Annotated in this window: 12 protein-coding genes; 7 read left to right on the forward strand and 5 right to left on the reverse strand. The window is 47.4% G+C overall.

Annotated elements, in window-relative coordinates; genetic code table 11:
* Positions 1-55 precede the first annotated feature (55 nt).
* On the forward strand, positions 56-1,354 hold the full coding sequence (locus BUQ91_RS00825; RefSeq protein WP_072827613.1) for a hypothetical protein: 1,299 nt from the start codon (positions 56-58) through the stop codon (positions 1,352-1,354).
* Between the two features lie 465 nt (positions 1,355-1,819).
* Here BUQ91_RS00825 and thrC read toward each other — a convergent pair whose 3' ends face one another.
* Positions 1,820-3,160, reverse strand: coding sequence for a threonine synthase (thrC, locus tag BUQ91_RS00835; RefSeq protein ID WP_074207796.1), 1,341 nt, complete (start codon positions 3,158-3,160; stop codon positions 1,820-1,822).
* Between the two features lie 211 nt (positions 3,161-3,371).
* Between thrC and BUQ91_RS00840 the strand changes: the two genes are divergently transcribed.
* From BUQ91_RS00840 to BUQ91_RS00855, 4 genes are read left to right on the forward strand one after another with little or no spacing between them, the layout of a single operon-like run.
* Positions 3,372-4,820 (forward strand): hypothetical protein, encoded by a 1,449-nt coding sequence (locus BUQ91_RS00840; protein WP_074207797.1) that lies wholly within the window; start codon positions 3,372-3,374, stop codon positions 4,818-4,820.
* Entirely contained in the window at positions 4,820-6,061 is a 1,242-nt protein-coding gene (locus BUQ91_RS00845) for an OmpP1/FadL family transporter (RefSeq protein ID WP_074207798.1), read from the forward strand. Before BUQ91_RS00840 ends, BUQ91_RS00845 begins: the two co-directional genes overlap by 1 nt.
* A 23-nt stretch (positions 6,062-6,084) precedes the next feature.
* Complete coding sequence (locus tag BUQ91_RS00850; RefSeq protein WP_074207799.1) at positions 6,085-7,332, forward strand: DUF4912 domain-containing protein; 1,248 nt, start codon at positions 6,085-6,087, stop codon at positions 7,330-7,332.
* A complete protein-coding gene (locus tag BUQ91_RS00855) occupies positions 7,332-8,915 on the forward strand; it encodes a glycoside hydrolase family 57 protein (RefSeq protein WP_074207800.1) in 1,584 nt (527 codons plus the stop codon). Before BUQ91_RS00850 ends, BUQ91_RS00855 begins: the two co-directional genes overlap by 1 nt.
* A 13-nt stretch (positions 8,916-8,928) precedes the next feature.
* Here BUQ91_RS00855 and BUQ91_RS00860 read toward each other — a convergent pair whose 3' ends face one another.
* From BUQ91_RS00860 to BUQ91_RS00870, 3 genes are read right to left on the reverse strand one after another with little or no spacing between them, the layout of a single operon-like run.
* Complete coding sequence (locus BUQ91_RS00860) at positions 8,929-10,614, reverse strand: hypothetical protein (protein ID WP_254842192.1); 1,686 nt, start codon at positions 10,612-10,614, stop codon at positions 8,929-8,931.
* 2 nt (positions 10,615-10,616) lie between these two features.
* Positions 10,617-12,482, reverse strand: coding sequence for a UbiD family decarboxylase (locus tag BUQ91_RS00865; RefSeq protein WP_074207801.1), 1,866 nt, complete (start codon positions 12,480-12,482; stop codon positions 10,617-10,619).
* A 4-nt stretch (positions 12,483-12,486) separates the two neighbouring features.
* The gene (locus tag BUQ91_RS00870; RefSeq protein WP_072827605.1) at positions 12,487-12,999 is read right to left on the reverse strand and encodes a hypothetical protein; all 513 of its coding nucleotides are present in this window, start codon (positions 12,997-12,999) and stop codon (positions 12,487-12,489) included.
* A gap of 193 nt (positions 13,000-13,192) precedes the next feature.
* On the opposite strand from BUQ91_RS00870, the gene BUQ91_RS00875 reads away from it, so the two are divergent.
* A complete protein-coding gene (locus BUQ91_RS00875) occupies positions 13,193-14,503 on the forward strand; it encodes an oligosaccharide flippase family protein (RefSeq protein WP_254842193.1) in 1,311 nt (436 codons plus the stop codon).
* On the opposite strand, the gene BUQ91_RS00880 is transcribed toward BUQ91_RS00875, so the two are convergent.
* Positions 14,504-15,388, reverse strand: a complete 885-nt coding sequence (locus BUQ91_RS00880; protein WP_254842194.1) for a glycosyltransferase — start codon at positions 15,386-15,388, stop codon at positions 14,504-14,506.
* Positions 15,389-15,461: 73 nt separating this feature from the next.
* On the opposite strand from BUQ91_RS00880, the gene BUQ91_RS00885 reads away from it, so the two are divergent.
* Positions 15,462-16,265 carry a glycosyltransferase family 32 protein gene (locus BUQ91_RS00885; protein ID WP_074207804.1) on the forward strand — a complete coding sequence of 268 codons (804 nt, stop codon included), beginning with the start codon at positions 15,462-15,464 and terminating at the stop codon, positions 16,263-16,265.

Below are 16,265 nucleotides of genomic sequence, written 5' to 3' on the forward strand. Positions count from 1 at the left end.
TTGCTATATTATAAATATAGCTAATGAATTTTTATGAACAAGTGAGGTGAGTGAAATGGTTTCAAATCTATTCCTTCAGCTAGCACACATTGAATTACTGATGTCTTACCCGGTCAAGGACATATTGACCTTGGTCAAACGAGATTCGCGATTCAACGTGAAACTTCTAAATGATTTGTACTTCGAAGATTCATACGTAGATGAAAGCGCTTACCGATTCATAATGGACAACATCGTCGCGTGGTTGTACGAACGCGGTGAAAATCCAGATGAATTCATCGAACGCATTGTTAAGCGTTGCGCTGCATTTGAAGCCGTTCCCGCTCGTAGCGTGCTTCGCTCCTACTTGCCGTTCGTCTCTTCGTTCTACTCTGCTGAAGATGCTCGTGAACTTTGCCTTGAAATCATTCCGAAACGTTATCCGTTCCTGACGAAGTCTAATATCCTTCGCAACGAAGTTATCGATGGAAACCGCAGGGTGGACTTCACGTTCCAGTTCGAGACTCCGGGTGTCCTTGCTGCAAACCCGATGCGCTGGATCCGCAGCATGATCAACATTGGACCTCTCCTCTTGAACACGCCTGCATACGAACACATTAGCTACCTCGCTACACAAACCTCGTTTATCGAAGCTCTTGAAAACAGAGTCCCCGCCGAAATGAAGGAAGACGGCGGTGTGTACATCAAGGGTGAACTTGTTGGCCGTCATGCAACGTTTAACGATTGCATCAAGGAACACAACCTCGAATGGAAGAACGACGTCGAAAAGAGCATTGGCTGCGTCCGTTCTTTGGTCGATATCCGCGACCCGAAGACCGGTGCCGTTCTTATCGAAAAGGATTGCTACTACGGCGCTCCGGCTTACGTTCTTGAGTTCAACTTCAAGGCTAACGTAAATGCTTCCGAACCGTTCCTCAAGCTCATGAGCTCTGTGGTGAAACAGGAATTTGCTGCTTGGGCTCCGATCCAGAAGGCTCACGAACAGTTGCTCGATGCCATGAACGATTCTGTCACGATCGTGTACTACAAGAGCGATGACTCAATCTCTGTGAACAGCAAGCACCTCATGCGTAACGTTCCGGCACGTATCCTCCGCAACCTCCTCCGTGAATACACTGTGACTGGTCGTGAAGAATACGAGAACCGCGAATTCAAACGTGACCCGGCTATTTGCATGGACCCGCTCCGCCCGAACTTCGAGAGCAGGTTGAACCGCGTTATTGCCCATATCAATGGCTCTGACGATCCGGAACATCCGAGCGAAGGCGTCAAGAAGTACTTCGAAATTGAACGTCATCGTCGCGGTGGCTTCCGTTTCGTTCCGAAGTGCAAGATTGTCTTCAGAGAAGAATGAGATTACTTTGTTCTAACTTTTGCAATGCTGATTTAAAGATTAAAAATTTAATATCAGGTGCAAAAGTTAAAAAGGTAAATTTTATTGAGTGAAGAAATAAGAAAAAGGAAAGAACCAGACCGCCTACGAATTGGTATATTTAGAGCGTTGAGAATGGTTAGAAAGGTAAATCCTGAAACGACTTTATCATTGCTCCCCTCCTGATAGGTTCAAGGTTCTGGAAACCGCTCAATATTTTCTCCTTCTTAGGAAAGGGCTCTTCTAGAGCCCTTTCTCTTTTTTTATGCATTGACATTCCGCATATTTTTCGCGTTGTCATCCCGCACTCTGATGCGGGATCGCCTTCTTGAGATTGCAAAAAAGCTCGCCGATGGGCGAGCTTTTGAAATGGAGATGCCCGCTCGGTGGCGGGCATGACAAGTGTCTATTAGCGGCGGCTTAGGGCCATTGACTAATGCTGGCGCATTAGCGACGGCGGGCGGCCATCTCTTTCTTCAAGATGTCCATGACAGCGCCGATTTCGGCAGGAGCCTTGAACACCGGGTTTGCGTACTTGCTTGCGATGTTTTCGAGCTTCTGTTCGTGGTAAGCAACCTTGAATTCCGTGAACTTGAGGCCGTGTGCCGTGCTGATGACGACGACGTTTTCGTCCTTCGCAATCTTGCCTTCGGCACAGAGCTTTTCGAGAGCGCCGAGAGCGACACCCGTGTGCGGGCAGCAGTAGAGACCGATACGGTCGCCGCGGTGGGCTGCATTTGCGAGTTCTTCTTCAGTGACGCTTACAACCATGCCGTTTGTCTTCTGGATGGCGCGAACAGCTTTCGGATAGCTAACAGGGTTACCGATCTGGATGGCGCTAGCAAGCGTCTTTTTGGCCTGAACCGGTTCGAGCTTGTCGAAGCCGCGGGTATAGGCGCGGTAGAACGGGTTTGCGTTTTCGGCCTGAGCAACGATGATACGAGGAATGCGGTCGATGAGACCCATAGCCTTGCAGTCTTCGAAACCCTTGGCAAGTGCGCTCACGTTACCGAGATTACCGCCCGGGATAATCACGGTGTCCGGAACGGTCCAACCGAGTTCCTGGCAGATTTCCGGAGAAATTGTCTTCTGGCCTTCGACGCGGAGGCTGTTCATGGAGTTGGCGAGGTAAATGCGGTTGTCCTTCGTGACTTCCTGAACAATCTTCATGCAACCGTCAAAGTCGGTGTCGAGAGCAAGCACGATGCTGCCGTTAGAAATCGGCTGGATGAGCTGTGCGGTGCTGGTCTTGCCGGCCGGGAGGAACACGATAGACGGAATGCCTGCCTTGGCGCAGTAGGCGCTGAGAGCTGCAGAAGTGTCGCCGGTAGAAGCGCAAGCGACGGCGTCGATCGGGTGAATGTTCTTTTTGATGATGTGGTTCACTTGGCTTACGAGAACCGTCATGCCGAGGTCCTTGAAAGAACCAGTGTGGGAGTTGCCGCAAAGCTTCACCTTGAGGCTTCCGATGCCCAAGTCCTTGGCGAGCGGAGCTGCATCAAAGAGCGGGCTCCAGCCTTCGCGCATGGTGACGATGTCTTCGACCGGAATATCCGGGAGAACCATTTCGCGCTTGCTCCAGATACCGCTCATGTCTTCGGGCTTAAAGCTCATGCGGCGTTCGGCAAAGAGCTTCTTCCATTCTTCCGGGCTGCGGCTTGCGAGCGCTGCGCGGTCGTGTTCGACTTCGAGCAGGCTACCGTCCACCTTGCTGCGGTAAATGACGTCGGTCAGCGGGTAGGTATCGTCGCCGTTGATGTTTCTAAAATGAGCGTTAAACTGAGACATAATTTCCTCTTTGTTTTTCGACCGCAAATATAGCATTTTGGATTGGAGTTCCAAGTTTTGAGTTCCTAGTTACTAGAGAATTTTAAATCGGGATTTTCTAATGACTATTAACTAGTATCTAGTAACTACGAACTAGCAACTTTAATTTCCCTACAGCGATTTTGCTATATTATGGGCGAAATTTATTACAAGTAAATACTCGGAGTTCTGAGTGAATAAGAAAAAATTTATCCTATTCCCGCTTTTGGCGTTCGTTTTGTCGTCCTGCTTGTTCGATTCGGATGACGATGGCTTGTCTAACTGGCTTTCTGACCAGGGAATGCCTAGCAGCTATAAAGTTCAGACAGTGACTGTTGGTGACTTGAATCCCTTGTCTGCCGAAGTTTATCGTGATACGCTCCCCAAGAGTGCTTGGAGACGTGGCGTGTTCGGTACCGCCAATGGCATTTCTTACGACGCTGTTTTTGATTTCGCATTGGACAGCGCATTCCTCGATACTCTGAATAGTGCTGATTCTGCGATTTCCTATTTGCATTTGAGACTTTGGGATTCGTATTACAATGACTATTATCTGCCCTCGAACTTTTTCCCCATCAAGGAAGACTTGAAGCTCAACGTGAGCTGGATTCTTTCGGAAAAGTTGAAAAAGAGTGAGTTCGATAAAATTGGCGATGCTGCCGATGACTCCGTTTGGTCTAAAGAACTAGAAACGTGGAAGGCAAAAAATTCTGCCGATACGACGCTTTCTATCTCGATTGTCAAAAAGGATTCCCTCTTGACGCTTGATATGCCGAAGGCTCTTGTAGATGACCTCCACAAAAATAAGGGCTATCGTCGTTTGCAGCTGCGCTTGTCTGCTCCGGAAGCAAAGCATATTTACCGATTCTATGGCGCAGGTTCTGTAAATTACTATCCGCAATTGATTTTGGTGGCCAAGAGCAAGAAAGACTCTCCGAAAAGCTTTGGACCGAAGCGTGCCGTGAATATTTACTCTAATCTCGAAGATTGCTCGGATTGCCTTGTGTTGCATGGCGGTGGTATCGATTCCCTGTTGGTCGAATTCCCGTCCAAGCCGATTTTGAAAGCCTTGGCTGATTTTTACGGTGATGAATTCCCTTATACCGTGGGCGACAGCAACGATGTGCGCCAGGCAGTCGTGATGGCTGTTGTGACGTTCTTTAGGGACGATTCCAAGGGTAGCCAAGAAATGAATTTGCCAATCTTGGTTCAGGCAGGTTCCTTCTTGGATAGTGCCGATACCTCTATCATCAACTGGGAAGAGTACAAGAAGAATAAGGCTAGAGTCGATTCTATTGGTCACCCCAACGTGGTGTTCTACCCTGGCGATTCCTTGTCGTTGCAAGTGACTTATGGCATGCGTGATTTCATCAACAGGGCTAGCGATGGCCGTACGTTCAAGATGCTGATGCGCTTTAGTAATACGCTTATCTTTGATAAGGACACGTATTTCTACGACCATACTACGGATAACGCGGGCACGATTCGATTGGCCAATGGGGATACAATCAAGGTTGCAAGTGGAGATACACTCCAGGTATTTACATCTGATAGAGATTATGCCCGTTACGATTTTAGCACTATCAAGAGCAAACCCGCTACGCTTAAGCTCTGGCTTGCTTCTAAGCGTGGGGAGGAATAATGAAAAAGTTTATTAGCGCATTGCTTTGTGTTTCTAGTTTTTCCTTTGCGTCAATGATTGGCCTTGAGGCTCTTGGTCAGGAACAGATTGCTGGCGGTTCTGCCGCTATGGCTGGTCGTGGCTTTGCGGGTAATGCAAAGACGGGTGATATCGAAGGTGTTTCTGTTGTGAACCCGGCTCGTCAGGCTTTTGATTCCAAGGTCACGTTTAACTTGAACTTCTTGCTCGATGTGACAACGGCGGATCGCTCTAATTCGCATTTCACAAAGACGAACCTCACGATGCCTTCGATGAACTTGACGTTCCCGATGAATGACTTTGGAACGCTTGGTTTCTCGTTGTGGCAACATTATTCTTCTACGATGCGCGAAGACATTGATAACGAAGAAGAAAACTGGAATGCACAAATCGAATACCAGAGCAGCGTTTATGAACTGGTGCCGACTTATGCCATTAGACTTCCGTTTTTCCGTGCGGTTTCGCTCGGTGCTTCGGCGCACTTTGTGATGGGTAGTTTTACTCGTGACCTTACGCTTGGACCGGACAATAGCGAAATTGACAGTACCGATGCTTGGGCGACCAGCAATTCCGAAGTGACGGACCATGTGAGTGGCGACTGGAAACTCAAGAATTCGGCTTACTTTACTGTTGCCGCCCAGTTCCGCGGTCGTATGGCTTCGTATTTCTTCTCGTTCACGACGCCCTATACGCTCAAGAATGAACTTGAATACAACTTAAGATTCAGCGAATTGGATACGCTTGCTCCAACACATTATACTCGCTCCATCAAGGTGCCTGCAATGCTTGCGACTGGCGTCAGTTATCGTTTGAACAAACGTCACAATGTGATGGCTGATGTTGCCTGGCGTGCATGGTCCCGCGATATAGACAATGTTGCAGGAAGTTGGAGCATGTCGCAGGTGACAAAAACGCAAAATGATTTTAATATATCCATTGGATATCAGCGCGATGGAAGTGATGTCTTTTATGATTCCTATTGGGATCGCATTGCTTATCGAGCTGGTCTCTGGTACAAAAGCTGGTATGTAGAAGATGTATCTGAAATAGGTGGATCTATTGGTGCTGGTTTCCCGCTTGGGAGAAAGGGCACAATGTTGGATCTCGCCATTCAAGGTGGGGTGCGCCTGACGGACGACGACCGCAACTGGAGTGAATCGTTTATTGGTATTCGCTTGGGCTTGGTGGGTGTCGGAAATTGGGGCAAGACCCGTGGTCAGTAAGATTCAACTAGAAGGAGATCGAGATGACTACTAAGAAAAAAGAAGAAATTGTAAAGGCTGCTGCTACGAAGGCAGCTCCTGCAAAGAAGGCAACGAAGACTACGGCAAAGACTGCCGCAAAGGCTGCTGAAACTTCAGCAAGTGATGCAACCGAAGTAAAGGCCGCAAAGAAGACTGCTGTAAAGGCCGAAAAGAAAACGGCTACAAAGGCCACCGAACAGAAGATTGTTGCAAAGGTCGCTAAGAAGCCTGCGACAACAGTTGAAAAGGTTGCTGCAAAGGCAGCTCCTGCAAAGAAAACCGTGAAGAAGGCCGACAAGGCTGCTGCGACAAGTTCCGCAGCCAAGACTACTGCAAAGACGACGAAGGTTTCTGAGAAGACTGCAAAGTCCGTTGCTGCTGCAAAGAAAGTAGTGAAGTCTGCTACAAAAGCAAAGAAGGTTGATGTAGAAGTTGTCGAAACTGCGGCTGCAAAGGCTGCTGCTCCAGAAGCTATTCCGCAAACATTCGATGCTGAATACTTGGTCCTCATGCAAAAGGACCCGAACTGGATGCAGGCCTTCTGGGAAGTTTCTGAAGAACGCATCAAGGCTGCTAAGAAAGGCAAGGGCAAGCTCGTTTTGCGCTTGTTCGATATTTCGAACGACCTCACGGTAAAGCGCAACAAGAAGCTCAAGTTCCACGATATTGAAGTTCCGGCAGACGCCCGTACTTGGTACGTGGAAAACAAGGCAACGCAGAACTGTGCTGCAGCTCTTGGCGTTGTTTCTGCTGGCAAGTTTGAACCGCTCGTAGAAGCTGGTCCGATGCAGACGTTTAAGTTCGAAGGCTCCGAAGTGAATACGGAAAACGTTTTTGTCCGTGCTTCGCTTGGTGGTGCTTCCATTGGCGGCTTTGGCAGCTCGGGACTTTCCTCGATGTCTGCAAAGAACTGGCTTGAATCGCTTTCGAGTTCTTCGGGCTCCATGTTCTCGGGCGCACTTTCCAGTGCCGCTCTCAAGAGCAACAAGCTTGAACTCCCGAAGGATTCCGTGAACTACGGCAAGGACTTCTTCTTGTGGGTAAAGACTCGCTTGATCGTTTACGGCGGCACGCGTCCGGATGCGCATTTGCAGGTGCGTGGCGAACCGTTCCCGCTCAACCCGGATGGCACCTTCAGCTTTGAAGAAGACCTCCCAGACGTGACGAAGATTATTCCGGTCTTTGCTACTGATAAGGACGGCGATTTCCCGACTACAATCGTTCCGATCGTTGTTAAGCGCACGGAATAATGCCGAAGCCCGGTAAAGTACACCTTTTGCTTCACGCACATTTACCTTTTGTGCGTGAACCCTCTTATGACCGGTTCTTGGAAGAGAACTGGTTTTTTGAGGCTATGGCGGAGACGTATTTGCCCATCATCCAGATGCTCAATCGTCTGGAAGAAAAGGGCGTGCCGGGCACTTTGAATTTTAGTGTATCGTCAGCGCTTTTGGCGATGCTTACCGATCGTTCGCTTTTGGACAAATTCTCGCGCCATTTGCATAAGCAACTTGAGTTGTTGGAGCGCGAAAAAGTCCGCTTGCAGAATGATTCCGAAAAAATGGAGGTAGTGAATTTTTACTACCGCCGTCAAATTGCTTTAATCAATACGTGGGAACACGATTGCGGCTGCGAAATTATCCCTTCTTTGAAACGCTTGGAGCAGATTGGTAAAATCAACTTGCTCACGTGTGTGGGAACGCATCCGTTTTTGCCTGCGTATCAAGGCGATGTCGAGGCCATTCATCTTCAGTTAAAAATTACCGTTCGTGCTTTCGAAGATGCTTTTGGTAAAAAGCCTCGTGGCTTGTGGCTCCCGGAATGTGGCTATTTTGAAGGCCTGGATGCAATCCTTGCTGAATACGGATTTAAGTATTTCTTCTTGGAAACGCATGGGGTGCTGCTTGCAAAACCGGCACCGAAGTATGGCGTGTTTGCACCGATTAAGACGCCTGCGGGGCTTTATTGCTTTGGACGCGAACAGAGCAGTTCCATGGAAGTATGGAGCCGCAAAACGGGGTATCCGGGGCATCCTGAATATCGCGAGTTTTTCAAGGATATTGCGCACGAACGCGAAGATGAATATTTAGGCGATTACTTCCTTGCTGCTGGAACGCACATCGAAACGGGCCTCAAGTATTATCGCATTACTGGTAGCGAAGACAAGAAAATTTATCGTCCGTGGAATGCGCTACGTCTCGTAGAAGACCATGCGCGTTTGTTTGTCGCAAACCGCGAAGAGACTGTTTCGAATTTGCTCCCGAATATGGATGGCAATAAGATTTCGATTCTTTGCCCGTACGATGCGGAACTTTTTGGACACTGGTGGTTCGAAGGTCCGCTGTTTATCGAAAAGATGTTTGAACGTGCGGCTAGTTCGAATGTTGTCGAAATGGCATCGCTCGAAGATTCTGTACCGTCATTGAATGTCACGGGAACTGTCGCAGATGCCGAAGTCCATGCGCCGATTTTCTCGTCGTGGGGCGAAGGCGGCTTTGGCGAAGTATGGATGAATGATGCTGTGGCGTTCCAGTATCCGCTGTTCTTTAGAATGCGCGGAATGATGAATGATTTGAAAAAACGTGGATCAAAGACAACCAAGCGATTCCTTGCGCAGATGGCGCGTGAACTTGTGTTGTTCCAGGCTTCGGACTGGGCGTTTATGATTCACAATAATTCGGCTGCGGATTATGCTCGCGCCCGTTTGAATGGACATTACGAAAATGTCCGTGCGCTTTATGCAGAGGCTGTTAAAGCAAAGCCGAATTTGCAGTTGCTCAAAACGTTAGAACAAAAGAATAATTTGTTCCCATGGATCGGAGAGTGTCTGTAATGGACGCGCTCGACTAATAAATAATTATAAAGCTTTTTGTTTTGCCTTTTTTGCCAACGCGGAATCGGTGGATTCCCGGAGCCATCATCGATTTAACTTGTTCTTCTTGCAGGCAATAAGACGAGCCTTCGTATTTTTCTTGTGAAATGAGGTCACCGCGCCTGTTGCGGATTTCGATGAATTTCTTGTCTTTGGGGAGTGGGGCAAAGCAGAGAGGCCCCTGTTTCCAAGGAACCGGGAATGCGTGCGGTTCAGCGGTACTGTTTGAAATCGGGATGCTTTCGGATTTTCCCAATCTGCTGAAAATCCATGCCGAAGAATCGCTTGTTGCTAATATCGTTGTTAGACTGTCAAGCGTCTTGTTGCTTGAAACTTTGTAAATGGATGCTTTGCCGTTATTGTATACGATTACTGATGCTTTACCGATAAAGTCTGTGAAATCTGTAGTGTAAGGAGCCGAGTAAAATTGCGGGATGGTGTAGAATTCGAATGCAAGGCTTTCGATATTCGGCTTGATGGAATCTTGATTGAAGAATGGAGCGTCAGGCCATTTGGGCTGATCTTCGATAATCCAATTTTTTTTGTTTATGTATTCGGTGTGGTTTCCTGAAAATGAAAGTTTAAGTGCATAGTCGTGGAAAATGCTATCAGCGTTAAGATTGCGTTTTTTTAGTGCGGATTCAAGTTGGTATTCGAAATCCTGTGTCGGATTTGCGTAGTAGTTTTCCCAAATAAGCCTGTCTAATTCTTTAGAAACGTTTAGATACAAATAAAGGAATAGCGTTGATGCTCCGTAGTTGCTTGTGTCTTCTGAGAGCGAATGACCCATATTTGCAAAAAGTTTGGGAATGTAACGGAGATAGTCATCAATTTCTGGGTTTGTGATTTCTTCAAATCCTGTGGCAGATGCTTCGAACCAGAATGAAAAATTTACGCTTGTGTTGAGATAAGTGAGCTGTATCGAGTGATAGAATTCGTGGAAGATGGTTACGCGGAGCCCTTTGACCCATTCGTCTGTATAACTGTAATTATAAGTGTTGTTAAGTAATGGATTTTTTGTTTTGGGATAAGTGCAAGTATCTCCATGAACAAAGATTGTATCATTGTCGTTATAGCGGTTGCATGTGGAGTAAAAATCGTTCTCCATGAAAATTTCGGAATTACCGTTTAAGCCAAATGGGTAGGTGACTGCGAAGTTTGCTGTACAGCCATTGCCTTCGATAATGTTGTCCCTAACTTGATTAACGTCGATGATTTCAACCGGATACAAACCATCTTTTATGGGTTTACGGAAATGATGGCTGATGGTTGGGCTCTTGGGAGCGTGCATTTTATGTTGGTTGATGTAAAAGTCCCACGCCCTTTCTAAAATGGCGGCGGTGCTATCGGCAAACTGTTTTGTGGTTGCATGCGGCCCTGTCAAAACATACATCACTTGAAAGTGCTGCGTTTCAATGGTGTAGACGGAGTCGTAATAATCCTCGGCCTTGCATTTTTCTTCGGCTTTGACGTTTGGCTCGTGCTTGATACTTGTTTGGTTTTGCGATTGCTTGTGTCTTTTGATAATATTTTCCCAAACATGCATCGAGCCACATTCATCTTCGTAGGCGTGCGTGTAAGAAACGGCAACGAAAAAATACAAAGCAACAAGAGCGATTACTTTTAAAAGCGAAAAAGAATGAGAATGTTCGTAATACATTGTTAGACTCCGGCGTCTTTCAGAATTTGTTTGGCTCTTGCTGTAATTTCGGCAGAAATCTCCAATTGCTTTTGGTGTTGCGGCTTGATGCGGGCATCGACAATCAATGGAGCCTTGCATTTCCAATGCTTGTTTTCGAAAACTTCATCGAGACCGTAAATGTCTTGTGCCGGGTCAGAGCGCGTAAATGTAAGCCACAGAAAATCGCTTAATATGTTGTTTGTGCTAGCGGTGTTGTTTGCATTAATGGCGCCTTCGTCGACAATAGAAATCCAAGGATAGTTCTCGCGGAATTCCCAGTGGGCGAGGGCTGCTATGAGTTCTCGGAAAGTCTCGGCTTTGTCGAGAGCCGCGGGCGTCTCGTTGAATACCGGGCCTTCGATTATGAGTACACCGGGCATCACGATGGTGGCGTTCTTGAATCCTTGCGGGAGTGCAAGCGTTTGTAAATCGCTTGGATTGTTACGGAGTTCGCGGCACTTGGCGCCTGCAGCTGCAATGACGATTTTTGAACCGTGGTTAAGGCTAGTGCTGGTGTAGTCGAGCGTGTCTATCGTTGTTGCAGTTTGGAAATGCAAATCGCGGTCGAAGTGGACACGTTCGAGAACGTGTCCGAAGAACGCAGGTACGTTGTTTACATCGAGGCGAGTATCATCTTCTTTTGCGGCGATTAGCAAATATTTGGTGAGGCTCGCCTGATTGAATCCGAGTAACGCATTCGCCGTCTTTAAAAGTTCCATCGGCTCGCGTTCTTCGGAGCTGGCGTACGGCCGGAACGCTTCTGAACCGAGCGCTAGGCAAAGCGGGTGTACGCCAGCGTCATCGACCGCGTGAATTCCGTAAACGCCAGGGAGCGAAGCGGGAACCATTGGCTTCGTGATTTCATGAATAAACTTGCCAAAGAGCGTATCTTCTTGAGGCGGGCGCCCGACGACCGTGAACGGGAAAATAGCATTCTTTTTGCAGAGGATTTTCTTGACTCTCATACATGGGAAATCGTGCTTGCCGGAGTAGTAGCCGATGTGGTCTCCAAATGGGCCTTCGGGCTTTAAACCGGGTTCGAGTTCTCCCAAAATACAAAAATCAGCATCGCTAGAGACAAGGTAACCATCATGTTCAAAGTAACGGAAACGGCGGTTGCCAAGCATGCCTGCAAAGAGCAATTCCGAAAGGTTTTCGGGCATGGGCATTACGGCTGCAAACGTGTGCGATGGGGGCCCGCCGATAAAAATGCTCACCTTGAGCGGTCGGCCTTCTTCAATTGCTTTCTGGTGGTGCCTTGCAATGTCGCGTTTGATTTGGTAATGCAGTCCGCACTCTTCGTTCGGAATGTATTCATTCCCTGAAATCTGGATGCGGTACATGCCCACATTCGTCTGCATGATGCTTGCATTTTCGCTCGGGCGTGTGGCGACTTGCGGGAGCGTGATAAACGCTCCGCCGTCTAGCGGCCAGCTGACCAGCTGTGGCAAGTCGCTCAGACTACATTCTTCAAAATCCTTGATGCTCCCGGAGCGCTTGGGCAAAGAATTTATCCCAGCAAATCCTGCCTTGAAAAGCGTTCCCGGATGTTTTAATGCGTTTTTGAAAAAATCTACAGGATTTGCTTTGAAATTGACAGCGGCTTTGGTCTGTTCAAAGCCGTTTCGGAACAGAAATTTGAATCGTTCGTCGCTTCCGAAAATGTTACATGCGGCGCGGAACTTGCTCCCTTTGACATGTTCGAAAAGCAGCGCAGGACCACCCTGCCTAAAATTCTCCCTCGCAATTTCGGCCATTTCTAAATGCGGATCGACCTCGGCGTGAATACGTTTGAGCATTCCCGCTTTTTCCAAATCCAGCAGGGCCTGTTCGAGGGTCTTGTACATGATTTTATCCGGCTGTTGCGGATTGATCCAAAGCTTCGAAAGCTTGCGTCTTCTTCTTTGCTTCTACAAATGCGATTTGTTCACGAGCCATTTCTCTTGCAGAAATAGCGTAAACCATGCTTGCGCTTGCCATGACTATCGAGAATGTGTCTTCGGCAAAGTCCTTGCATCCTTGGAATGAGAGGTCATCAAAGCAAGTGGTAATTCCCTTGACGGAATCGAACTTGTGCTTTGCTGTAAAACCGCGGAACGGGCCTTCTCCAAGGCGTGCTGCAATTTCAATGACGTTGTTGGTCTTGCCTGCGTTGACCGCTCCAATGATGCCGGTCCAACTTAATTTTCTAAAGCCGGCAACAATCGTGTAGCGGATAAATTCGCCCGGTTCAATGCTCTTTGGCAATGTGTAATAGAGAACGGCGTTTTTCCCAACGGACAAGGACATTGGCGCGTAGCGCATGATATCAAGCGTATCCGAGAGCGTACCGTATTGCCAAGAAGTTTGACTGAATTGAACCATGACGTATAATGTAGTAAATTTTTTTGTTTTTATTTGCATTTCTGTAAATTTTAGGGTTTAATCTATTTTACCATTTTTTTAAATTGCGTTGAGCATGAATGAGTTAGATGTTGACAAAAGTTTTTTGAAGAAAAGTACCCTCTTTAATATTTTGGGTACGGTCCTGAAAATATGTGGTCCTCTTTTGACCATTATGTTAGCCCGAATCTTTGGAACGGGCGAGTTTGGGATATTCGTTTCGACTCAGGGCTTGTTGCTTACGATTGCGCGTGCATCGACACTTGGCCTAGATATCGGGCTTCGTTGGTATTTGCCGCAAAATAAACTTCACAAAAGACCCGTTTATAATGGCATCATGGAATCGTTCTGGATTTCTGTTGCTGTATCGTTGTTTGTTACGGTTGTCATTATTCTTGGCTCGTTCACATCGCTTATTTCGGATGAACTCCCGTATTACGCGATTTCCTTGGTGTTCTATTCGGGCATGTATGTGCTGAGCAGTTCTTCGGAAGGGAACCGTAAGCCGTGGATTTCCATTTTTATCAACGATTTTGTGATTGCAGTGATGGCGCCGCTCGTGTCGATTGTGCTCCATTACTTTGATATTCCGCATGCGCTTCCGTTCGGTCTCTTGTTCGGACAGGTCATTGGTTTTACTTTACATGCAAAAGCGGTACGCAAGCAGTTTAAAAATATGCCGCTTGTTCCGCCGGGACTTGCTTCAAAAGAGCTGGTGTTGTACTCTGCGCCGCTTGGATTAACAGTCCTTGTCGGAAACTTGCTCCAGCGTTCGACTTTGTGGATGGTGCTGTTTTTCTTGGGCGCCGAGGCGTCTGGCGTTTATGCCTTGATGATGACTCTTGCAAATGGCTTGCAAACGATTCGAAACGGATTCAATCCGATTATCACGCCTGTTGTTTCGGGCATGGATGAATCCCGCTTAAAGACGGATTTGAAACCCGTTTATTCTTATTGCGTGTCGATGGCAACGATGATTCAGGTGATTATCGGATTTTTCATCGTGCTGTTCCCCGAAGAAATCATGTCTATTGCGGGTAAGAGTTATGTGGTGCAGCCGATGGCGCTTGGCATTTTGCTGTTTTTCCAACTTGTGGTGACGTTCTTTGGCATGGTGAATACGGTCATCGATGGCATCGGCAAGAGCGTTGTCAATTTGAAGGCGAGCATTATCCAGCTTGTGACTTCTGTGGTGGCAGGCTTCGTTTTGATTCCGCATTTGGGACTTTTGGGCGCAGCACTTTCGATGCTCCTTTATGGGATTGTGTCGTCTGTTTATTGCAACGTTTACTTGCTCAAGAGAAAACTCCAGCCGTATTCAAGCAAGCTGTGGGCCGAAATCGTTTGGATGGTTTTGTTGCTCGCGCTCTACGTCTTGATTAACGCGCAAGTTGTAACACTTACGATGGTCGGAAAGATTGTCGTTTATGTGTGCGTGCTGCTTGCACTTGGTGCGCAGTTCTTGTTCTACAAGAGAAAATTCTAATTACAGCGAAGCGGTGAACAAGTAACCGAGAACGGTTTTGAGCGTTCCGGTGAAGTTTCGCCCGTAAATCGTCTTGGATGTTCTCCACGCGTGGCACAAGTTCTTGATGCGGTAAGAAATTCTCGAATTTGTATGGAATTCGATTGCCTTGTGCAGAATTTCCTTGATGGTGGGATCTTTGCGGAGAATATCGTTGTGCGCCCACATGTACGATGCAAATTGTGCAAGACGATTCTTGCGGACTTCTCTCGAATGTCTTTTGTGCGTGACCTGAGAAGAGTGCTTGCGCCATTTTGTCACGACGGTATCGGTGTAGACAAATCGGTTTTCGCCAATGGCGTTTGCGGCAAGTGACCAGTCGTGGGCATATTCGTCGTTTTCGATGGGGAAGAATCGCTCGACTGCTTCACGGCTGATGAGTTGCGATGCGCCTTGATAAAGATTAAATGCGTAGCACTGGTAAATAAAACGGTCTTTTTGCGAAGTTAGTCCATTGGACTGGTACGGCGTCGGAGAAAATTCATTGAGTGTGGAACCATCTTCGCGGCAACGTACTGTGCGGCCTCCGCAAACGAGGTTGTTGCCGATAGCTTTGTGCAAAGTTTCGAGATGGTTCGGAAGCCACAAATCGTCTTGATCGCTGAATGCAACAAAATCGCCTTTGCAAAGCGATACGGCCTTATTGAAATTTTCGCGATAACCTAAGTTCTTCTCGTTCCTGTAAACGCGGATTCTAGAATCCTTGCGGGCGTATTCGTCAAGGATTTGGGGCGTAGAATCGGTCGATGCATCATCGCAAATTACGATTTCGAAATCTTGCTCAGTTTGAGCCAAGATGGAATCTAGCTGTTCACGGATAAAAGTCTTGCCGTTATATGTTGCCATTGCTATAGAAATCATGATATAAATATAGATATTTGGAGTGCCCGCTAAGTAGTATTTTTTCTACATTAATTGCATGATTCCTAAGAAGCTACACTATATTTGGCTTTCCAATGATCCGCTGCCGCAATTGCCGCAGTTGTGTATCGACAGCTGGAAACGTCATTGCCCTGACTACGAAATTGTCCATTGGGATATGGCTAAATGCCAAAAGATTATAGACGCGGTCCCGTTTGTGCGCGAGGCTGTTTCGCTTTCTAAGTGGGCGTTCGCGAGCGATTACATTCGCCTTTATGCCGTGTATAGCGAAGGTGGAATCTATTTGGATAGCGATGTTTACATGTACCAGAGCTTTGATCCGTTCCTGGACAATCGCTATTTCACGAATATTGAGTTTACATCGCACTTCAAGAAAAACAAGTCTTGGCAGTACTTGAACGAGGACGGAACCAAGAAGGACCCGAACCAGATTGCGCTCCCGGGGCTTGCTTTGCAAGCGGCTATTTTCGGTGGCGAGGCCGGGCACCCGTTCCTTAAAAAGTGCATGGAATACTACGAAAACCAGAAGTTCATTTTGCCGAACGGTGAAATGAATATCCAGAATATTTCTCCGTTTGTTTACGCGCATACGGCACAGCAATTTGGTTTTGTTTATAAAAATGAATTGCAGAAACTTTCTGAGGGAATGACGATTTATCCGGGTGACGTGTTCTTGCCGAGCTTGAACGAATCGAAGACGAAACCTTTTGCGATTCACGTGACGAACGGCAGCTGGCGCCCGCTTTGGCAACGCATCAAGAACTTCCTCCGAAATGCACCGCGTGGCACGATGGAAAGCCGCCTTGCCGCATACGAAAACAAGAAACCGATTGAGCTTTAA

The organism is Fibrobacter sp. UWB11 (genome assembly GCF_900143015.1).
In the GTDB taxonomy this organism is placed as follows: domain Bacteria; phylum Fibrobacterota; class Fibrobacteria; order Fibrobacterales; family Fibrobacteraceae; genus Fibrobacter.

Excerpts from the sequence above, each read along its gene's own strand:
- BUQ91_RS00825 (WP_072827613.1), top strand. The coding sequence starts at position 56 with ATGGTTTCAAATCTATTCCTTCAGCTAGCACACATTGAATTACTGATG.
- thrC (WP_074207796.1), bottom strand. The coding sequence starts at position 3,160 with ATGTCTCAGTTTAACGCTCATTTTAGAAACATCAACGGCGACGATACC.
- BUQ91_RS00845 (WP_074207798.1), top strand. The coding sequence starts at position 4,820 with ATGAAAAAGTTTATTAGCGCATTGCTTTGTGTTTCTAGTTTTTCCTTT.
- BUQ91_RS00850 (WP_074207799.1), top strand. The coding sequence starts at position 6,085 with ATGACTACTAAGAAAAAAGAAGAAATTGTAAAGGCTGCTGCTACGAAG.
- BUQ91_RS00855 (WP_074207800.1), top strand. The coding sequence starts at position 7,332 with ATGCCGAAGCCCGGTAAAGTACACCTTTTGCTTCACGCACATTTACCT.
- BUQ91_RS00860 (WP_254842192.1), bottom strand. The coding sequence starts at position 10,614 with ATGTATTACGAACATTCTCATTCTTTTTCGCTTTTAAAAGTAATCGCT.
- BUQ91_RS00865 (WP_074207801.1), bottom strand. The coding sequence starts at position 12,482 with ATGTACAAGACCCTCGAACAGGCCCTGCTGGATTTGGAAAAAGCGGGA.
- BUQ91_RS00870 (WP_072827605.1), bottom strand. The coding sequence starts at position 12,999 with ATGGTTCAATTCAGTCAAACTTCTTGGCAATACGGTACGCTCTCGGAT.
- BUQ91_RS00875 (WP_254842193.1), top strand. The coding sequence starts at position 13,193 with ATGTTAGCCCGAATCTTTGGAACGGGCGAGTTTGGGATATTCGTTTCG.
- BUQ91_RS00880 (WP_254842194.1), bottom strand. The coding sequence starts at position 15,388 with ATGGCAACATATAACGGCAAGACTTTTATCCGTGAACAGCTAGATTCC.
- BUQ91_RS00885 (WP_074207804.1), top strand. The coding sequence starts at position 15,462 with ATGATTCCTAAGAAGCTACACTATATTTGGCTTTCCAATGATCCGCTG.